Annotated in this window: 15 protein-coding genes; 6 read left to right on the top strand and 9 right to left on the bottom strand. The window is 66.0% G+C overall.

The window, feature by feature from the left end; translation table 11 throughout:
* Nucleotides 1-5: 5 nt before the first annotated feature.
* Nucleotides 6-299 carry a hypothetical protein gene (locus tag IPM73_10800; protein ID MBK8918502.1) on the bottom strand — a complete coding sequence of 98 codons (294 nt, stop codon included), beginning with the start codon at nucleotides 297-299 and terminating at the stop codon, nucleotides 6-8.
* Complete coding sequence (locus tag IPM73_10795) at nucleotides 296-880, bottom strand: cytochrome c oxidase subunit 3 family protein (protein MBK8918501.1); 585 nt, start codon at nucleotides 878-880, stop codon at nucleotides 296-298. Before IPM73_10795 ends, IPM73_10800 begins: the two co-directional genes overlap by 4 nt.
* A 174-nt stretch (nucleotides 881-1,054) precedes the next feature.
* Between IPM73_10795 and IPM73_10790 the strand changes: the two genes are divergently transcribed.
* Complete coding sequence (locus IPM73_10790; GenBank protein ID MBK8918500.1) at nucleotides 1,055-1,306, top strand: hypothetical protein; 252 nt, start codon at nucleotides 1,055-1,057, stop codon at nucleotides 1,304-1,306.
* Between the two features lie 107 nt (nucleotides 1,307-1,413).
* Here the strand turns inward: IPM73_10790 and modC are convergent, their stop codons facing one another.
* Together modC and modB are read right to left on the bottom strand one after the other, a co-directional pair.
* Nucleotides 1,414-2,496, bottom strand: coding sequence for a molybdenum ABC transporter ATP-binding protein (modC, locus tag IPM73_10785; GenBank protein ID MBK8918499.1), 1,083 nt, complete (start codon nucleotides 2,494-2,496; stop codon nucleotides 1,414-1,416).
* Complete coding sequence (gene modB, locus IPM73_10780) at nucleotides 2,493-3,176, bottom strand: molybdate ABC transporter permease subunit (protein ID MBK8918498.1); 684 nt, start codon at nucleotides 3,174-3,176, stop codon at nucleotides 2,493-2,495. The genes modC and modB overlap by 4 nt, the downstream gene beginning before the upstream one ends.
* Before the next feature lie 123 nt (nucleotides 3,177-3,299).
* On the opposite strand from modB, the gene IPM73_10775 reads away from it, so the two are divergent.
* Complete coding sequence (locus tag IPM73_10775) at nucleotides 3,300-3,644, top strand: hypothetical protein (GenBank protein ID MBK8918497.1); 345 nt, start codon at nucleotides 3,300-3,302, stop codon at nucleotides 3,642-3,644.
* Between the two features lie 465 nt (nucleotides 3,645-4,109).
* Here the strand turns inward: IPM73_10775 and IPM73_10770 are convergent, their stop codons facing one another.
* On the bottom strand, nucleotides 4,110-4,514 hold the full coding sequence (locus tag IPM73_10770) for a flagellar basal body-associated FliL family protein (GenBank protein MBK8918496.1): 405 nt from the start codon (nucleotides 4,512-4,514) through the stop codon (nucleotides 4,110-4,112).
* Nucleotides 4,515-4,639: 125 nt separating this feature from the next.
* On the opposite strand from IPM73_10770, the gene IPM73_10765 reads away from it, so the two are divergent.
* The 4 genes from IPM73_10765 (at nucleotide 4,640) to IPM73_10750 (ending at nucleotide 15,064) form a co-directional block, all read left to right on the top strand.
* Nucleotides 4,640-5,704, top strand: coding sequence for an ABC transporter substrate-binding protein (locus tag IPM73_10765; protein ID MBK8918495.1), 1,065 nt, complete (start codon nucleotides 4,640-4,642; stop codon nucleotides 5,702-5,704).
* Between the two features lie 31 nt (nucleotides 5,705-5,735).
* Entirely contained in the window at nucleotides 5,736-9,545 is a 3,810-nt protein-coding gene (locus IPM73_10760) for a PAS domain S-box protein (GenBank protein MBK8918494.1), read from the top strand.
* Nucleotides 9,546-9,681: 136 nt separating this feature from the next.
* Nucleotides 9,682-11,688 carry an acyl CoA:acetate/3-ketoacid CoA transferase gene (locus tag IPM73_10755; protein ID MBK8918493.1) on the top strand — a complete coding sequence of 669 codons (2,007 nt, stop codon included), beginning with the start codon at nucleotides 9,682-9,684 and terminating at the stop codon, nucleotides 11,686-11,688.
* Between the two features lie 67 nt (nucleotides 11,689-11,755).
* On the top strand, nucleotides 11,756-15,064 hold the full coding sequence (locus IPM73_10750; protein ID MBK8918492.1) for an EAL domain-containing protein: 3,309 nt from the start codon (nucleotides 11,756-11,758) through the stop codon (nucleotides 15,062-15,064).
* Nucleotides 15,065-15,088: 24 nt separating this feature from the next.
* On the opposite strand, the gene IPM73_10745 is transcribed toward IPM73_10750, so the two are convergent.
* The 4 genes from IPM73_10745 to IPM73_10730 all read right to left on the bottom strand — a co-directional run bounded on the left by IPM73_10745 (nucleotide 15,089) and on the right by IPM73_10730 (nucleotide 18,601).
* Nucleotides 15,089-15,745 carry an HAD-IA family hydrolase gene (locus IPM73_10745; protein MBK8918491.1) on the bottom strand — a complete coding sequence of 219 codons (657 nt, stop codon included), beginning with the start codon at nucleotides 15,743-15,745 and terminating at the stop codon, nucleotides 15,089-15,091.
* Entirely contained in the window at nucleotides 15,738-16,436 is a 699-nt protein-coding gene (gene ubiG / locus IPM73_10740; protein ID MBK8918490.1) for a bifunctional 2-polyprenyl-6-hydroxyphenol methylase/3-demethylubiquinol 3-O-methyltransferase UbiG, read from the bottom strand. The genes IPM73_10745 and ubiG overlap by 8 nt, the downstream gene beginning before the upstream one ends.
* An 87-nt stretch (nucleotides 16,437-16,523) precedes the next feature.
* A complete protein-coding gene (locus IPM73_10735) occupies nucleotides 16,524-17,207 on the bottom strand; it encodes an OmpA family protein (protein ID MBK8918489.1) in 684 nt (227 codons plus the stop codon).
* A gap of 44 nt (nucleotides 17,208-17,251) precedes the next feature.
* The gene (locus tag IPM73_10730) at nucleotides 17,252-18,601 is read right to left on the bottom strand and encodes a TRZ/ATZ family hydrolase (GenBank protein ID MBK8918488.1); all 1,350 of its coding nucleotides are present in this window, start codon (nucleotides 18,599-18,601) and stop codon (nucleotides 17,252-17,254) included.

Below are 18,601 nucleotides of genomic sequence, written 5' to 3'. Positions count from 1 at the left end.
CGAAGCTACAGGCTCGCCCAGCGGGCGATGGCGTCACCAAAGAATGAGGTCAGTACCAGGGCTGCCGGCGCCAGGGCGATGAAGACCGCCACGACCCGCGCCACGAAGGGGTGGGCGCTCCCCACCTCGATGAAGCATCGTGCGACCAGAAAGCACTTGCACCAAACGATCGCCGCCACCAGTAGTGGAAGCCAGGGCGAACCGTGCAGCCAGCCTCCCAAGCCCAGGCTACCCAGGGAAAGGGCAACGAGGGCCAGCCAGACCAGCGTGAGGGAAGGGAGTCGCGAGCGGACGTTCAATTGACGACGTAGAAAAGGGGAAAAATCACCAGCCAGATGATGTCGGTCGCGTGCCAGTAGCTGCCGAGGGCTTCCAGGCCGGAGTGTTCTTCAGGCGTATAGGCGCCCCAGGCCAGGCGGGCGAGAACCCAGACCATGCCGATGATGCCCCAGGAGGCATGGACCAGATGGTTGAAGGTCAGGTAGTAGTAGACGGTGAAGAAAATCCCGGAATTCCCGCCGATACCCTGGTCCAGATTCCACCCGATCTCCAGGAACTTCACCAGCGGATAAGCCAGGGCGAGAACGAGCGCTGCGCTGAGGCAGGCCAGGGCTCTGGGGCGCAAGCCCGCACGCAAGGCATCGACCGATGCTGCCACGAGAAAGCTGCTGCTCACCATCACCAGGGTGATGGCCGTGCCTGCAATCCGGGAAAGACGCTCTGCCCCGGCCACGAAGGCCTCGGGATGGTGGGCGCGGGCGATGAAGTACAGGGCGAACATCACCGCGAATTCCAGAAATTCGCAACTGATTCCCACCCAGATCCCCTTGTTGCCGGGAAAGCGACGGGCGGTACCGGACATCTGCGCAGCGTGGGACATTCTGAAAGCGGCGAAGGGAAGTGCTGAACATGCCAGAACCGCGACCCGGCGGACTTTGATCTGTCTTCAGGAAATGCGCGGTTGGGCAAAGTCGAGTCGCAACAACTGTGCAATCTCTCACAGGCATGCTGGGGGGCGTGGACTTAAGCTACGCATGGAAGAGGAGGTACGGCTATGGCACTCAGCGCAAATGTGGTGTGGTTCAAAGACGAATTCATTGCCGAACTCAATGATGGTCGGCGCCTGGAGCAGCCGGGCATCGATAAGGTCGCCTATGCCCTCTACAGGGCCGGGGTCCGTCCCCACCTCGTGCGTTTCGAATGGCGCAATGGGACGTGCATGATCACCGCGGGCAAGCAGGCGGCTCTGCGGGCCGAAATCAGCCGGCTGGAAAAGATGCAGCACGGTTACACCTTCGCTGCCTGACTCCCGCCGGGGTTGCTGTCCCGGGTGGCCTGTGCACGTAATCGCCTGGCCTGCGGCACGGCATGGTGGTGCGCGGTTTGACCACGGTGCACGGTGCCGGCCGGAGTTCAGGCCAGGGGGGCTACGGCCTTGATCTGTGCCCAGAGGCGTAGTCCCGGTTCCACGGCCAGTTCGCGGCGAGAGCGCTCGGAGATGCGTGCCAGCAGAAGGGTATCGCCCAGACGGAGTTGTACCAGCACGTGACCGGGCTGGTGGGTCGGGGCGACCGCGACCACGGTGGCCGGGAGCAAATTGGTAATGCTCGTACCCAGGGGGCGATCCAGGGCCAGGCTGACATCCCGGGCGTAGATGCGGCAGCGCAGGCGGGTTCCGGCATCCTCCGGCCGCTGGGCAACGAGCATGTGACCCCCGGGAAATTCGAGTCGGGACAGGTGATCCGGCTCATGGCTGGCGAGGACGGTGTCGAGAACGACGCCCGCATTGTCCGAAAATGCAGCCGGCAGATCGATGCGGGCCAGGGTGTCGCCCAGGGGGCCATGGGCGGCCACGCGTCCCCCGTCAAGCAGAACCAGATGATCCGCCAGGCGCGCGACTTCACCGGGGGCATGACTCACGTAGAGCACCGGGATCGACAGTTCGGCGTGCAGGCGTTGCAGGTAAGGAAGAATTTCCCGCTTGCGCTTCAGGTCCAGGGCCGCCAGGGGCTCGTCCATGAGGAGGAGGCGTGGTGTGCTGAGCAAGGCACGGGCGATGGCGACCCGTTGGCGCTCACCGCCGGAAAGTCCGGCGGGCCACCGGTCCAGGAGTCCCGCTACCCCCAGTAACTCGGCAATCTCTTCCGTGCGGAAGGCGCGGTGTGCAGATGGGGTACGCACCAATCCAAATTCCATGTTCTGTCTGACCGAGAGGTGGTCGAACAGACTCGCCTCCTGGAAGACATAGCCCAGGGCGCGGCGGTGGGGGGGAACGAAAATTCCGCGGGAGTCGTCCTGCCAGACTTCGTTTCCGATGGCCGCGTAGCCCCCGGGAGTCCGTTCCAGGCCGGCCAGGGCGCGCAGCAGGGTTGTCTTGCCGCAACCGGAAGGGCCGAATACGGCAGTCACCCCGTTGCCGGGCAGGACGAGATCGACATCCAGAACGAAATCCTTGCGCGGGATGCGGAAGCGGGCGTGGATCGATGCGTTGCTCACGCCTGCCGATTCCTGGGCCGGTTGAGGGTATAGAGGGCGAGCAGGACGATGAAGCTGAACAGCACCATTCCTCCCGCCAGCCAGTGGGCCTGGGTGTACTCCAGGGCCTCGACGTGGTCGTAGATTTGAACGGAGACGACGCGGGTCTTGTCGGGGATATTGCCACCCAGCATCAGCACGATGCCGAATTCGCCCACTGTGTGGGCAAAGCCCAGGATTGCGCCGCTCACCAGTCCGGGGCGGGCCAGGGGCAATGCGACGGACCAGAAAGTATCCCAGGGACTCGCCCGCAGCGTCGCCGCGGCCTCCAGGGGGCGTTCGCCTATGGCCTCGAAGGCGTTCTGGACCGGCTGGACGACGAAAGGCAGCGAATAGATGAGCGAACCCACCACCAACCCCGGGAAGGTAAAGGGCAGCAGGCCGATGCCGAGAGCCTCGGTCAGGCGTCCGACCGGTCCGTGGGGGCCGAGGGCGACCAGCAGGTAGAAACCCAGGACGGTGGGCGGCAGAACGAGGGGCAGCGCCACCACCGCGGCGATCGTGCTCTTCAAGGGCGAGCGGGTACGGGCCAGCCACCAGGCCAGGGGGGTGCCGAGGATGAGGAGCAGTGCCGTGACCACCGTGGCGAGCCGCAGGGTCAACCAGACGGCAGCGAGATCCGGTCCTAGGGCGTGATCCATGAAACATCCGTGAGAAGGAGACCAGGAGGCAGTTTACACAGCCTCGCCGCAAGGGGCATGACCATGCATCAAAAGAGCGGCCTGGACGGACCTGATTCCCGGCACTCTTCCCGGGAGCGATTCTTGCTCGATAGCCTTCGTACCCGGCGTTTTGTCGGGAAACTGACAGTGACGGAGGTGCAGCATGGCCCGGAAAACTGTATGCGGCCGGACCCCGCATCATCCTTCTCGCCCGCCCAAGGCGGCTACAGGCTGGGGAGGGCGGCGATGACGATTCGCTTGAACGAAGAGGCGCTGTTCTGGATGCGTCTGGCCGCCTTCGCGCACCTGGCGGAATGGGTATTGGCCAGCGGAGCACCTCTGGCGGACGCCGAGGCGCTCCTGCTGGGCCGGGATTTGCCGGGTTCTCTCCCCTCTCGCTATGCCTGTCTGGCGGGCGGAAGGGCCAATACGACCGCGATCGGCTGAAAGGCGAGCATCCCGGCCGTCCTGGAACGTCGGGCCAGAGACCTGTTGACCACCCCGGTCCTGCGGCAAAGGGCACGCACGGAAGACCGCAGCGTGCCTTTCAGCGAAGACTTGGGCGCGAGGCGCGCCTCACCTTTCCGGGGGGCGGGGGTTCTCCCGCACCGGAGGGACATCGATGTGTTCGTCGAATTCGACGTGCTCGACGCGGGGATGGCGCCTTTCAGGAGCGCGCCGCCTTTCTTCGTGGCCCGGTGGAGGCCCCAGATCCTCGTGACGGCGGTCGATTCTCTGGCGGCGTTCTGGCGTGTGGGTCCGGCTCGGCATGGGGAGCGCCCGAAAAGTCGTACATGGGCCGTACTTATGCCATAAGTAATAGCCTGGCACAAGGAAATGCCGCCTTGACAGGGAGGGCGCCAGCAGAGCCTGGCGGGTTTTCCGGCCTCTCCAGCCGGTCTTCGGACCCGCCTACTGGATGATGAAACTGGTGAACAGCACATCCTGAAGGCCGGACTTGGGGCTCTCGTGCAGTACCTTGTTGATTCCTGACACGATGGCCTCGGCGAGGGCGTGTTTTCCTTCCAGGGTGAGCAGCCGGCCGGTTTCCTGGCTGGACAGGATCAGGATGAGTTCGTGGAGCACCTTGGGCTTGTGGGCTGTGACGGCGTGCAGCACCTCGGCGGCGCCTTCCAGAACCAATTCGACTTGCAGATAACGGCCTTCCCGGGCGGGGTCGCCGAGATTCACCGTCAGTTTGATTGGCTCCGGGGCAGCGGCGCCCTCGTTGGCCAGGACCAACGGTGTGGGGCTGCTCAAGGCGAGAACCAGGGCGAGGGCGGCGCAGGGCCTGCACAGGGCGGGGAGGGATTTCATCGGGCGGAGGACTGTCTGGGTGGGGACGGCCATTATGCCCGTGCTTGTGCCGAACCGGGATTGTTCGGCGCCACGGTCTCCCGTGTTCTATCATGCTGGAAAGTTGGCCAAATCAGGCAGATGACATGATCCGCGGCGCGCTTCTCTGGTTGTTCCTCGTCTCCGCCTCGGGCGCGGTCCTGGCGGAGGCCTATACGGATCGCTACGATCTGACGCCGCGGGACGATCGCCTCGATCTGGGGGTACAGCCCCTGGGCTTTCCGACCGGCGTTCTGGGCGCAGTGCTGCGGCGGGACCGCATCTTCCGGGCTGAACTTGGGCAGCTGGGATTAGGCTTCAGCGCCTTGCCCTTCCGGCGGGGGCCGGACATGGTTCCCTACCTGGGAGGCGGGCGTTTGGAAGCCGGGCTCCTGGGCGACATGCCGACCCTGACTGCCGCGCTGCGAGAGCCGGTGTGGGTGGTGGGGCTGGCCAAGCAGACCTTTACCTCGGTCGTATCCCGGGAAGCGGCCCAGATGGCGGCCCTGCGCGGCCAGCGGGTCGCCTACGTGGAAGGTTCCAGTGCCCACTACGCCCTGTTGCAGGGGCTCACTTCGGCGGGGCTCGCCGAGAAGGACGTCGAGCTGGTCCCCATGGGGGTTGACGAAATGCCCGATGCCCTCGCCCAGGGCCGCATCGCCGCCTTTGCGGCCTGGGAGCCGGCCCCAGCCGTTGCGCTGGAGCGGTCGGTGGCGCATCGGGTCGTGTTTCGCAGTCCCAGTTCGGATTTTCTGGTGGTCTCCCGCAGTTTCGAGGCGCGGCACCCCGAGGCCGTCCGGCATCTGGCCGCGGCCCTGGCCCGGGCCGTCGCGTGGCTGCGGCAGAACGGCGCCAACATCGAGCGCGCCGTGCGCTGGACCCTGGCCGATGGCGAGCACTTGAGCGGCAGGGCCGGGGGGCTTGCCATGCAGCAAGCGGTCCGCATCGTGCGGCGGGAACTCCTCGACATTCCTTCGGCGCCGAAAGTGCCGGCCCGCGCGGAAGGCGAGGCTCCCTTGCGGGGTCAGTTCCGTTTCTTGCAGCAGATCGGCAAGATCCCGGGGGGTGCGGCCTGGGAACCGGTCGCCGGCGCCTTCGCCTACCGCGGTCTGGAGGAGGCCCTGGCGGCACCGGAGCGTTACCGGATCGGCGTTTTCGACTACGACCCTTGAGCGCGAGCGAAATCGTGTCGGGGTCCCCATCGTGACCAGTCCCTTCAACCTGCGCACCATCGCCGGGCGTATCGGCCTGATGCTGGCCGTCTGTGTCGGTCTGGCCGTACTCGTGCTGGTGCTTGCCTGGTACGGCGGGGTTCCGGCCCTGGGGATCTCGGGGGCCAAGGACGTGCGCGTGCAGGACGCCATCGATTCCCAGGAACTTCTGGCCGAGGCCCGGGTGGAAGCCATTACCGCGAGCCTGGAAGAGCGGCGCGGGGATGTGCTCAGCCTGGCCGAATCCGAGTTGCTGCGGGAGCGTATTGCCGTACGGCAGGGGCAGGAGGGCGCGGCACGTCTTCAGGCCACGGTGCTGCGCGCCTTTGCGACCCTCGACCGGGCCTATCCGGAGCGCTACCGCAAGATTCGCATCGTGGATCGGGAGGGCGGTCGCATCCTCGCTTCCAGCGATTCCCTGGAAATCGGGAGCGCAGTGGCGGGGCCCTGGATGGAAACCGCCCGGGCGATCGGCAATCTGGAGACCATCAGCCTGGAGCACGACGGAAGCGATGCCCAGTTGCTCGTCGTTCGCCAGATGGTGGATGCTGCCGTCCGCGGGGGCGTGCTTCTGGTGGCCCACGTCGATGTCCGCCGTTTGCTGGGGAATCTCTCGCGCAGCGACGAGACCATCCTGGGTTCCCGCGGCAGCCTCGCGGTCTACGACGCCGGCAGCCACGGTCTGGCCCTTTTTCGGCCGGCGCAATCCTGGGTGCTGGGCGGATCGGACGGCGCCCCCGCCCGTAGCGGCGTCGAGGGCAGTTTCATCGAGCCAGGGCGCGAAGGGCGGTCCTTCGTCGCCACCTATCGCCTGCTGCGCATTGGCGCCGGTGACGTGTGGACCCTGGTCGTGCGCCGCGATTTGGGCGAGGCCCTGGAAAAATCCGACCACATGTTCCGCCGCGGCCTTTTTTTTGGCCTGGTCTGCTTCGTTCTCACGCTCCTGGCGGTGGCCCTCATCGTCCATCGCGCCACGGCGCCCGTGCGCGCCCTGGCCGAAGCGGCGCGGCGGGTCAGCGCCGGCGACCTGGGCGCCAGGGTTCAGACTGCGGAAATCCGCGGCGGCGAGGAATTGCGCACCCTGGCCGAGAGTTTCAACGACATGGCCGCGACAGTGGAAGGGTGGCACGAATCCCTGGCCCGGGAGGTCGAGGCCCGCACCAGGGATCTGCAACGGGAGAAATCCCTGGTCCAGCGCTATCTCGAAGTTGCGGGGGTCATGATTCTCGTGCTGGATCCCCGGGGAACCGTGCTGCGCATCAATCGCGCCGGCTGCCAGCTCCTGCACGCGGGGGAGGATCAGATTGTCGGCGCCGACTGGTTTGCCCAGTTCGTTCCCGAAGCGACACGCGAGGCCCAGCGCCAAGCCTTTGTCGCGGCCTTGGCCGCCCGCTCACCGGAACGGCGTTTCGAACGTACGGAACTGCGGACGCGCTTCGGCGTCAGTCGCACGGTAGCCTGGTCCACCGTCGTCCTGCGGGGCGAGGGCGGCGAGGCGGAAGGCTTGCTCGCCTCGGGTCTGGACATGACCGAAAGCCTGGAATTCGAGCGTCGTTTGAACGAGTCGTCCCAGGAAATGCGCAAATTGTCCACGGCAGTGGAGCAGTCGCCGGTGGGTATCGTGATCACCGACCCCGAAGGGCGCATCGAGTATGTCAACCCGGCCTGCGAAGCGAGCAGCGGCTATTCCGCGAGCGAACTGCGGGGGCGGGAAGCCAGCATCTTCCGTTCCGGGGCGACACCGCCGGAAGTCTACGAGGATCTCTGGCGAACCGTTCTGGCCGGGCGGAGTTGGCAGGGCGTGGTGCAAAACCGGCGCAAGGACGGCATTCTCTATTGGGAATCCCTGCGCATTTCGCCCGTGGTCGATGGCGCCGGTCGCACGACTCATTTCCTGGGCGTCAAGGAGGACATCAGCGAGCGCCACGCCGCCGAACTGGCGCTGGCGGAGCGGGAGCGGCTCCTCAGCACGCTCTTCGACGCGTCCAGCGTCGGCATTTTCCTGGTGGACATGGAAGGGCGCATCAGCCACGCCAATGCACGCATGGGGGAACTGTTCGGCTACGAAGGCGCCATTCTGATCGGCATGGAGTATGTGGCGCTGGTGCACCCGGAGGAAAGGGACGCCAGCCGGGACCGCATGCTGCAACTCATGGCGAGTCATATCGAGAGCGTCGATCTCGAACGGCGTTATCAAAGGCAGGACGGCAGCGTTTTCTGGGGGCGGCTGACCGGGCGCCGTCTGCTCGACCTGCAAGGAAATTCCATGGGGTTGGTGGGAGTGATCGCCGACATCTCGGAGCGCAAGGCGGCGGTGGAAGAATTGAAGCGCCACCGGGACCACCTGGAGGACCTGGTCGTCGAACGAACCCGGGAAATCGCCCAGCTCAACGCCCGCCTGGCCTCCCGCGCCCAGGACGCCGAGGCCGCCAGCCGCGCCAAGAGTACCTTCCTGGCCAATATGAGCCACGAAATCCGCACACCGATGAATGCCATCGTAGGCTTTACCCATCTGCTCCAGCGCAGTGTTGCCGACCCGTCCCACAAGGAAAAACTGGAGAAGATTGCCGCTTCGGCGGTGCACCTGCTCGACGTGCTGAACGATATCCTCGACTTTTCCAAGATCGAGGCCGGCAAAATGGTGCTCGAAGCCACCGAATTCCGTGTCCCAGCGCTCGTGGATGGCGTATTCGCCCTGCTTTCCGATCGGGCCGCAGCGAAGGGCCTTGCGCTGCGGAGTGCCGTGGCACCGGAACTGGCGGGTACCACGGTTCTCCGGGGGGATCCGACCCGCTTGTCCCAGGCGCTGATCAATTACGTCGGCAATGCCATCAAATTCACCGATACCGGTTCCGTCACCCTGGAGGCCCAGCCCGTCGAGGAAGACGCGGAGGGTGTTCTGGTGCGCTTTACGGTGAGGGATACGGGGATCGGGATTCCCCCGGAGCAGCAGGGAAAATTGTTCAGTGCCTTCGAGCAGGCGGATGGTTCCACGACCCGCCGCTACGGGGGAACCGGCCTTGGGCTGGCCATCACGCGGCGGCTCGCCACCCTCATGGGCGGGGAAGCCGGGGTTGAGAGCGAACCCGGCAAGGGCAGTGCATTCTGGCTCACAGCCCGCTTCGCCCGTGTTGCCGCGCCCCAGGTCCGGATGGAGGCGGACCTCGTTGCCGAAGCGGAAAGAGCCTTGCTGGAAGGCCATTCCGGCGCGCGGATACTTCTGGTCGAGGACAATCTGGTCAACCAGCAGGTCGCCATCGCCCTGCTCGAACATGCGGGCCTTGCCGTCACGGTTGCCGGCGACGGCGCGGAAGCGGTGGAGCGGGCCCGGGGTGCGCTCTACGACCTGGCCCTCATGGACGTCCAGATGCCGGTGATGGATGGGCTGGAGGCCGCCCGGGTCATCCGCCGCTTGCCCGGCTGGAGCCAGGTTCCCATCCTGGCCATGACGGCCAACGCCTTCGACGAGGATCGCCACCGTTGCCTGGAAGCAGGCATGGACGACTTCATCCGCAAACCCGTTGAACCGGCCCTGCTGTTCGCCCGCTTGCTGTACTGGCTGACTGCCGGCCGCGGCGGAGGACCGGGCGGCCTGCGCGACGTGCTGGTGCAGATGGAGCGTTCCCTGGAGGAGGACGGTTTCCTGGCCTACGGGCTCTCGGCCGAAGCGGAACCGCTCCTCCTCGAAGCTCTGGGCGAGGAGGGCGCGACCCTGCTGCACCTGGTGCGTGCCTTCGACACCGAAGCCGCCCTCGCCGCGGTGCGCGCCATCCGGGATCGCCTGGACGGCGGCGGAAACTGAGGTTTCCAGGCTCATTCCTCGAGCCCCTGCGCCTCAGCCAGGGTTCGCCAAAGCGCGGGAATGCACGGGTTCTGAGGGTAAACCAGAGGACCGCCCGAACGGCATTTGCGGCATTATGACGGCAGGAGGACACGCCATGAGCCAAGCCAGCCATCCGATGATCGCCGCCCTCGCCACCGCGGCGGACGCGGGGAAGGTCGTCACCGCCCAGGAAGCGGTACGCCTCATCCGAGATGGCGATACGGTGGCGACGGGCGGCTTCGTCGGAATCGGATTCGCGGAGAACATCGCGGTGGCCATCGAAGCCGCCTTCCTGGAATCGCGTCAGGCGGACCCCGAGGGCCTGGGCCACCCCCGCAACCTGACCCTGGTCTATGCGGCCGGCCAGGGGGACGGGAAGGCCCGGGGCCTCAACCACTTCGGTCACGACGGGCTGATCGGGCGGGTGATCGGCGGCCATTGGGGACTGGTGCCCAAGTTGCAGGAACTGGCCATTTCCGAGCGCATCGAGGCCTACAACCTGCCCCAGGGGGTCATTGCCCATCTCTTCCGCGATATCGCCGCGGGCAAGCCGGGAACCCTGACCCGGGTCGGTTTGGGGACTTTCGTCGATCCCCGCTTCGGCGGCGGCAAGCTCAACGCCAGGACGACGACCGACATCGTCCGCCGCCTGGAACTGGACGGCGACGAGTTCCTGTTCTACAAGGCCTTTCCCATCCACGTCGGCATCATCCGCGGTACCACGGCCGATCCGGACGGCAATGTGACCATGGAAAAGGAGGCTCTGACCCTGGAGGCCCAGGCCATCGCCATGGCGGTGCGCAATTCGGGCGGCCTGGTCATCGCGCAGGTGGAGCGCGTTGCCGAGCGGGGTTCCCTGAACGCGCGGCAGGTCAAGATTCCCGGCATTCTGGTCGATTGCGTGGTGGTGGCCGAGAAGCCCGAGTACCACATGCAGACCTTCATCGAGCAATACAACCCGGCGTTTTCCGGGGAGATTCGGGTCCCCATGTCTGCCGTTCCCGCCCTGCCCATGAGCGAGCGCAAGATCATCGCCCGCCGGGCGGCCCTGGAATTGAGGGCCAATGCGGTGGTGAATCTGGGCATCGGCATGCCCGAGGGCGTGGCGGGCGTGGCGGCCGAAGAGCGCATCATCGACCTCCTGACCCTCACTGCGGAACCCGGTGTCGTCGGGGGCATTCCCGCCGGGGGCCTCAATTTCGGGGCGGCGGTCAATACCCAGGCCATCATCGACCAGCCCAGCCAGTTCGACTTCTACGATGGCGGGGGCCTGGACCTCGCCATCCTGGGCCTCGCCCAGGCCGATCGGGAGGGCAATCTCAACGTCTCCAAATTCGGCCCTCGCCTGGCGGGGGCCGGGGGCTTCATCAACATTTCCCAGAACGCCAAGAAGGTCGTCTTCGTGGGAACCTTCACCGCCGGCGATCTGGAGGTGGTGGCGGAGGGTGGCGCTCTGCGCATCCTGAAGGACGGGCAGGCGCGCAAGTTCGTCCACGCAGTCGAGCACCGGACGTTCAGTGGTCCCCAGGCCGTGAAGTGGGGCAGGGAAGTGCTCTACGTCACCGAGCGCTGTGTCTTCCGGCTGGTGCCCGAAGGCCTGGAACTGTGCGAAATCGCCCCGGGAGTCGATCTGCAAAGGGACATCCTCGACTGTATGGACTTCCTTCCCCTCATGCCGCGTCCCCCGATCCTGATGGATTCCCGCATTTTCCGCGATGAGCCCATGGGCATCCGGCCTGGCCTGTTGGACATTCCCCTCGCAAGGCGGCTGTCCTACGATCCCCAGAGGAACGTCTTCTTCGTCAATTTCGAGGGCCTCGTGATCCACGGGCCTGACGACATCTTGCGTATCCGGGCGGCCGTGGCTCAGCATCTCGAGCCCCTGGGGCACCGCGTCTGCGCCGTCGTCAATTACGACCGTTTCTCGATCCCGCCACAACTCGTGGACCCCTACATCGCCATGGTCAAGGAGCTGACGGAGCGCTACTACCTGGCGGTGACGCGTTACACGCGCAACAGCTTTTTGCGCGCTCAACTGGGCGAGGCCTTGACTAGGAGGAAGGTCATAGCGCATCTTTACGAAAACAAGGACGAGGCGGAAAGCCACCTGGGGGCCAATTGATCCAGGCACAACGTTCGGGGCGATTGGGGGGCCGTGAACGGCCCCTTTTCATTGGCGCGGGGAAAACATGACATTGGCGGCACGCATCGCAGGGATGCTGCTCTGGGCTCTGATCGGCTGTGCGGTATTGGGCGGCGTGGCGCCCTTGCGCGCGGACGAGTCCGCCAAGGGACCGCTGACGGTCATCGCCGACGACAATTACCCGCCCTACCTGTTCCGCGACGAAAAGGGCGCATTGCAGGGCTATCTCGCCGATCTCTGGCGCCTGTGGGAGGTCCGCACGGGAAACAAGGTCGAGTTGGCGGGGGCCGACTGGGCGACGGCGCAAAAGGAGTTCGCCGCCGGCAAGGCTCGCGTCATCGACACCATTTTCCGTACGCCCGAACGCGAGGGCCGCTACGATTTCTCGCCACCCTACGCGGCCATCGCGGTCAACGTTTATGTCCATCGCAGCATCGGCGGCATCGTCGATGCCGAATCCCTGCGGGGCTTCGTGGTGGGGGTCAAGGACGGCGACGCCTGCGTCGAACGCCTGAAGGCCACGGGGGCCGAGCGTCAGGCCGTCTTTCCCAGCTATCAGCACCTGGTAGCCGCTGCGGCGGCCGGTGAGGTCAAGGTTTTCTGCATGGATGGTCCGCCGGCCGAGTATCTCTTGTATCGGGCCGGCGCCCACCGTCAGTTCCGCGTGGCCTTTTCGTTATTTACCGGGCAGTTGCACCGCGCCGTGCGGCCCGGGGATCAGCCGACCCTGGCCTTGGTGGAAAACGGCTTTTCGCGCCTTTCGGCGGACGAAATTCGCGGCCTGGAACAGAAATGGCTGGAAGTGCCGGTCGATCTCGAACCCCTGGAGAAGTCCCTGCTCTGGGGTTTGTTGGCGGCAGGGGGGGTTGGCGCCCTGATGGTGGTCTGGATCGGGCTTTCGCGCCGTGAAGTGCGGCGACGCACCGTCGAACTGGAAAGGGAGCGGCGCCTGCTGCGCACCCTGGTCAATACCCTGCCCGATCTGGTTTGGCTCAAGGATGCAGACGGGGTCTATCTGGCGTGCAATCACGAATTCGAGCGCTTTTTCGGCGCCACCGAGGCCGATATCGTGGGGCGCACGGATTACGACTTCGTGCCCAGGGAACTGGCGGATTTCTTCCGCGGCAAGGATCTCGAAGCCGCCGCCCACGGCGGTCCCCGGGCCAACGAGGAGGAGGTCATCTACGCCAGCGACGGGCGCAAGGCCTTGCTGGAAACGGTGAAGACGCCCATGTTCGACCTGGCCGGCAATCTGGTCGGGGTTCTGGGCATCGGGCGCGACATCACCCAGCGCAAGGCCGGCGAGGAGTCGCTGCGGCGCAGCGAGGAGCGCTACCGCAGCCTTTACGACAGCATGCTCGACGGCTATGCCCGCATGGACATCGACGGGCGCATCATCGAAAGCAACGCCGCCTTCCGCGGTCTTCTGGGCTATTCGGCGGAGGAACTGGCCGAGCTGACCTACCGGGACATCACCCCGGCGCAATGGGCGGAGGCCGAGGCCGAGATCATCGGCGAGGAGGTCCTGGTTTTCGGGCATTCTGGCATTTACGAAAAGACCTTTCGACGCAAGGACGGCATCGAGTTTCCGGTGGAGTTGCAGACCTATCGCATCAACGACGCGGACGGCAATCTGGCGGGGACTTCGGCCATCGTGCGCGATATTTCCGAGCGGCGCGAGAACGAAGCCAACCTGCGCCTGTGGGCAAGCGTGTTCGCGTCCGCCGGTGAGGGCATCGTGGTCACCGACCCGGCCGGGACCATCGTGGCGGTGAATCCGGCCTTCGCCAACATTACGGGTTACAGCGAGGCCGAAGCCCTGGGCCGCAACCCGAGATTCCTGCGTTCCGGGCGCCACGACGCGGAGTTTTACGCGGCGCTCTGGCGTTCCCTGGCCGAAACGGGCCAGTGGCAGGGCGAACTGTGGAACATGCGCAAGAGCGGCGACATCTACCCGGAGTGGCTGACCATCAGTTCCGTCCGCGACCGCCAGGGGCGGACCACCCAGTACGTGGCCGTGTTCAGCGATATCACGGCGGTGAAGGAGTCCCAGGAAGCCCTTTACCATCTCGCCCACCACGATCCTCTCACCGGCCTGCCCAACCGTGTGCTGCTGCGTGACCGCCTCGACCACGCCTTGCAGCGCGCCCGGCGGGATCGGCAGGGGGTTGCGGTCATCTTCGTGGACCTGGATCGCTTCAAGCAGATCAACGACACCCTGGGACATCCGGTGGGGGACGAAATCCTCAAGCTTGCCGCCCGGGCCATGGCCGCCCAGCTACGCGCCAGCGACACCATCGCCCGGGTGGGCGGCGACGAGTTCATCATCGTCCTGGAGAACGAGGTGTCGTCCTACAGCGTGTCGACGGTGGCGCGCAAGCTGGTGGAAATCTTCGCGCAGCCCTTCCCCGTGGCGGGGCGCGACCTCTACCTGACGGCCAGCCTTGGCATCGGACTTTTCCCCAAGGACGGCGAGGACATCGACACCCTTCTGCGCCACGCCGATCTCGCGCTGTATAAGGCCAAGGAGCTGGGACGCAATAACTATCAGTATTACGAGCCTTCCCTAGGGGCGGGCGCCCTGGAGCGGATGACCCTGGAAAACGCGTTGCGGACGGCCATCGAGCGGCGCGAACTGTATCTGGTCTATCAACCGATGTATCGCCTGGAGGACCATCGTTTCGTGGGCGTCGAGGCTCTGGTGCGTTGGCAGAATGCCGAGTTGGGTGACGTGCCGCCGGCGCGCTTCGTCGCCATCGCCGAGGAGATGGGCTTCGTCGTCGAACTCGGCGCCTGGGTGCTGCGCGAGGCCTGTCGGCAGATGGCTGCCTGGCGCGTGCAGGGCATCGAGGTGCCCCGGGTGGCGGTCAACCTTTCGGTGCGCCAGATCGAGCGGGAAGAACTGGTGGTGGACGTGGCGGACTTGCTCACGGAATGGGGCCTGCACCCCGGAGAGCTGGAAATCGAGGTCACCGAATCGGCCCTGTTGCGCCAGTCCGGGCCGGCCCTGGAAGTCCTCGAAGGACTGCGCCGCCAAGGGGTCTATCTCGCGGTGGACGATTTCGGCACCGGCTATTCGTCCCTCGCCGCCCTGCGGCAGATGCCCGTCTATCGGCTCAAGATCGACGGTTCCTTCGTGCGCGACATCGGCCGCGACGCCAACGACGAGGCCATCGCCCGGGCCATCATCGCCCTGGCGCACAGCCTGGGCCTGGAAGTGGTGGCCGAAGGCGTCGAGCGCAAGGAGCAGGCCGCTTTCCTGGCCGACGCCGGCTGCGACATCGTGCAGGGGTATCTCTACGGTCGTCCCGCCCGGGCGGAAGACATCGCGCTCCAGGTCGGCACGACGATCTGAACGCGGGGTTCCGGTTCGGGGTGGCTAACGGCCGAACAGGACTGCTGCGAGTTCGGCCGTGTCGCGCACGACGTGATCGGCGTTCCAGGTTTCCGGCGGACCGGAGTCGCCCAGATAGCCGTAGGCCGCTGCCGCCGTTGCCGTCCCCGCCGCCTGGCCGGCGATGATGTCGCGCCGGTCGTCGCCCACGTAGAGCGTGGCCCGGGGCTGCCGCCCCAGCGCCCGGCAGGCGTGGAGGATGGGAAGCGGCGAGGGCTTTGCCTCGGCGGTCGTGTCGCCGCTCACGACGCAGCCGGCGCGGTGGGCGAGGCCGAGGGCGGCGACCAGCGGATCGGTGAAGCGGGCGCGCTTGTTGGTGACGATGCCCCAGGGAATGCCCTCCGCTTCCAGGCGGTCCAGGATGGGGTCCATTCCCGAAAAAAGCAGGGTATCGACGCACAGGGCCGCCGCGTAGTGGTCGAGAAATTCCCCGGCGAGCCGGTCGTACTCCGGGTCGCCGGGAACGACCGCCATGCCGGCTTCCAGCAGCCCGCGGACGCCCCGGGAGGTGTGGGGCCGCAGTGTCGTGAGGGGGACGGGGGCGAGCCCGTGGCACGAGCGCACCCGGTTGAGCGCCGCGGCAAGGTCTGGCGCGGTGTCGGCCAGGGTGCCGTCGAGATCGAAGAGAACGGCGTCAAACATCCCGGCGGCAGCGCACCAGATAATTGACGGCGGTGTCCCGGCCCAGGGAGTAGCGGCGGGTAAGGGGGTTGTAGGCGAGGCCGGCGAATTCTTCCGGTTCAAGACCCGCGGCCTTGGCCCAACGCGCAAGCTCGGAGGGGCGGATGAACTTGGTGTAATCGTGGGTGCCCCGGGGCAACATGCCGAGTATATATTCGGCCCCGATGACGGCCAGCAGGTAGGCCTTGGGATTGCGGTTTAGGGTGGAGAAATAGACCGGGCCGCCCGGCTTGACCAGGCGGGCGCAGGCAGCCACGATGCTGGCCGGGTCCGGCACGTGTTCCAGCATTTCCAGGCAGGTCACGGCGTCGAACCGGCCCGGCATCTCGTCGGCCAGTTGTTCCACCGCAATAAGGCGGTAGTCCACCTGGCGGCCGCTCTCCAGCAGGTGCAGGCGGGCAACGGCCAAGGGTTTCTCCGACAGGTCGATGCCGGTGACGCTGGCGCCGCGGGCGGCCATGCCTTCGGCCAGCAGTCCGCCACCGCAGCCCACGTCGAGGACTTTCTTGCCGGCCAGGCTGAGGCTGCGGTCGATCCAGTCGAGACGCAGGGGGTTGATGTCGTGCAGAGGTTTGAATTCGCTGCTCGGATCCCACCAGCGATGGGCGAGGTCACCGAACTTGGCGAGTTCGGCGGGGTCGGCGTTGGCCATGGAAAACTTCCCGGTAGGGCGGCCCCGGGGGGCCGCAGAAATGAAAAAGCCCTGCCGGAGCAGGGCTTTGCGCCATCAGGCGGCGGATTACTTGGTGCCGATGATTTCGATATCGACGCGGCGATCCGGTTGCAGGCACTCGACCAGCTTCTTGTTCTTGCCGGATTCGGCGCCCATCTTCTTGCAGGCGTCGCCCGTCTTGGGCTGCTTTTCGCCCTTGCCTTCGGTGTAGACGCGATTGGCTTCGATGCCCTTGGAGACCAGGTACTCCTTGACGGCCGCGGCACGCTTTTCGGACAGCTTCTGGTTGTAGGCGTCCTTGCCGATGCGGTCGGTGTGGCCCACGGCCAGGATGACTTCCAGCTTGAGGGCGCCGGCCTTGGAGGCCAGTTCGTCCAGCTTGGCTTTGCCTTCGGGGCGCAGAACGGCCTTGTCGAAGTCGAAGAGGGCGTCGGCGGCCAGGGTGATCTTCTCGCCGGAGGGCTTCAGGCCGGCGGCCGCGGGAGCGGCGGCGGCGGGAGCGGCGGCGGTGGGAGAGCAGACTTCCTTGGGCAGCAGATCCTTGTCGCACTCGCAACCGGCCTTGTCCTTGGCGGCGGCAGCCGGGGTCCAGTAGCCGGTGCGCCAGCACAGGCCGAAGCCGCTGCGGGCCACGACGTCGCGCTGGTCAATGACATAGACGCGCTCCTGGGCCTGGGCCAGGGTGGAGGCAACGCCCAGGCCGGCAATCAGGGCCAGCACAACCGATTTCTTGGCGAACTTGGTGATCATCGTTTTCCCTCGTTAAGGATTTAAAAAATCGAACCGCCCTTGGTTTATCGATGTTCTCGCAGTATTTCCTGCGAACCTGGGCGGATTTCCAGCCTATTTTGCCATAGGCGGACGGAATTTTCCAATTCGCCAGCCGAGACGGAAAGCAATCGTTTGCCGGATACGCAACAGTTTCCGGCTACCCAGACGTGGGAAACGTCCTCCCGACCGGCGACGTAAACCAGGTGGGAGAGCGGATCGAAGCAGGGGCGGGAATTGAGGGAAGACAGCTCCACGGCGCACAGGTCGGCCCATTTGCCGATGGCGATGGAGCCGATCTCACGCTCCAGGCCCAGGGCGCGAGCGCCGTTGAGCGTCGCCATGGCCAGGGCCTGTCGTGCGGGGACGGCAGAGGCATCGCCGCTGGACCCCTTGGCGAGGAGGGCGGCCAGGCGCATTTCGGCAAAGAGGTCCAGACGGTTGTTGCTTGCCGCGCCGTCGCTGCCCAGACCCACATTGACTCCGGCAGCGAGGAGCGCCGGGAGAGGGGCGATGCCGCTGGCCAGCTTGAGATTGGATGTGGGGCAGTGGGCGACCGAGCAGCCGTGGCGCGCCAGGAGGGCGACTTCTTCGGCTGCCAGATGGACCGCGTGGACGGCGATGAACCCGGGGCCGAGGAGGCCCAGGGCGGCAAGCCGGGCGAGGGGGCGGCAGCCGAAGCGGGTCAGGCTGTCCTCGATCTCGGCGTGGGTTTCGTGCACGTGACAGTGAATGGGAATCTGCAGTTGGGCGGCCAGGGTGGCGATGCGTTCGAAGGTCCGGTCGGCGACGGTGTAGGGCGCGTGGGGCGCGAGGCAGAACCGCACCAGTGGGTGGTCCCGCCAGTGGTCCCGGGCCGCCAGTCCCTTGGTCAGGTAGTCGTCGGCATCGCTGCCGTAGGCGGTGGGAAACTCGAAGGCCGTGATGCCCAGGACCGCCCGCATCCCGAATTCCGTTGCGGCCTGGCCCGCGGCTTCGGGAAAGAAATACATGTCGTTGAAGCAGGTGATTCCGCCAGCGAGCATTTCGGCGCAAGCCAGCCGCGTTCCGGCGGCCACGAATTCCGCCGAGACGCAGGCGGCTTCGGCAGGCCAGATGTACTTTTCCAGCCAATCCATGAGCGGCAGGTCGTCCGCCAGGCCGCGCAGGAGGCTCATGGCGGCGTGGGTATGGAGGTTGATCAGACCCGGGATGAGCAGGTGGTCGGGGAGTTCGACCCGCTCCCGGGCGCGGAAGCGGCGGCGGGCTTCGCTCGCGGGCAGTACGGCGACGATTCTTCCGGCATCGATGGCAACGGCATGGTCCTCAAGCAGTCCCTCGGGTTCCACGGGGGCGATCCAGCGGGATTCGATCAGCAGATCGACGGTTCGGGTCAC

Source organism: Betaproteobacteria bacterium, assembly GCA_016720065.1.
Lineage (GTDB): Bacteria > Pseudomonadota > Gammaproteobacteria > Burkholderiales > Rhodocyclaceae > SSSZ01.
The sequence above is the reverse complement of the archived record's forward strand: the minus strand, read 5'-3'. Positions and strand labels throughout refer to the sequence as shown.

Bases quoted from the DNA above. Each gene is read 5' to 3' on its own strand.
- IPM73_10795 (MBK8918501.1), bottom strand. From the start codon at position 880: ATGTCCCACGCTGCGCAGATGTCCGGTACCGCCCGTCGCTTTCCCGGC.
- IPM73_10790 (MBK8918500.1), top strand. From the start codon at position 1,055: ATGGCACTCAGCGCAAATGTGGTGTGGTTCAAAGACGAATTCATTGCC.
- modB (MBK8918498.1), bottom strand. From the start codon at position 3,176: ATGGATCACGCCCTAGGACCGGATCTCGCTGCCGTCTGGTTGACCCTG.
- IPM73_10770 (MBK8918496.1), bottom strand. From the start codon at position 4,514: ATGAAATCCCTCCCCGCCCTGTGCAGGCCCTGCGCCGCCCTCGCCCTG.
- IPM73_10765 (MBK8918495.1), top strand. From the start codon at position 4,640: ATGATCCGCGGCGCGCTTCTCTGGTTGTTCCTCGTCTCCGCCTCGGGC.
- IPM73_10755 (MBK8918493.1), top strand. From the start codon at position 9,682: ATGAGCCAAGCCAGCCATCCGATGATCGCCGCCCTCGCCACCGCGGCG.
- IPM73_10750 (MBK8918492.1), top strand. From the start codon at position 11,756: ATGACATTGGCGGCACGCATCGCAGGGATGCTGCTCTGGGCTCTGATC.
- IPM73_10745 (MBK8918491.1), bottom strand. From the start codon at position 15,745: ATGTTTGACGCCGTTCTCTTCGATCTCGACGGCACCCTGGCCGACACC.
- ubiG (MBK8918490.1), bottom strand. From the start codon at position 16,436: ATGGCCAACGCCGACCCCGCCGAACTCGCCAAGTTCGGTGACCTCGCC.
- IPM73_10735 (MBK8918489.1), bottom strand. From the start codon at position 17,207: ATGATCACCAAGTTCGCCAAGAAATCGGTTGTGCTGGCCCTGATTGCC.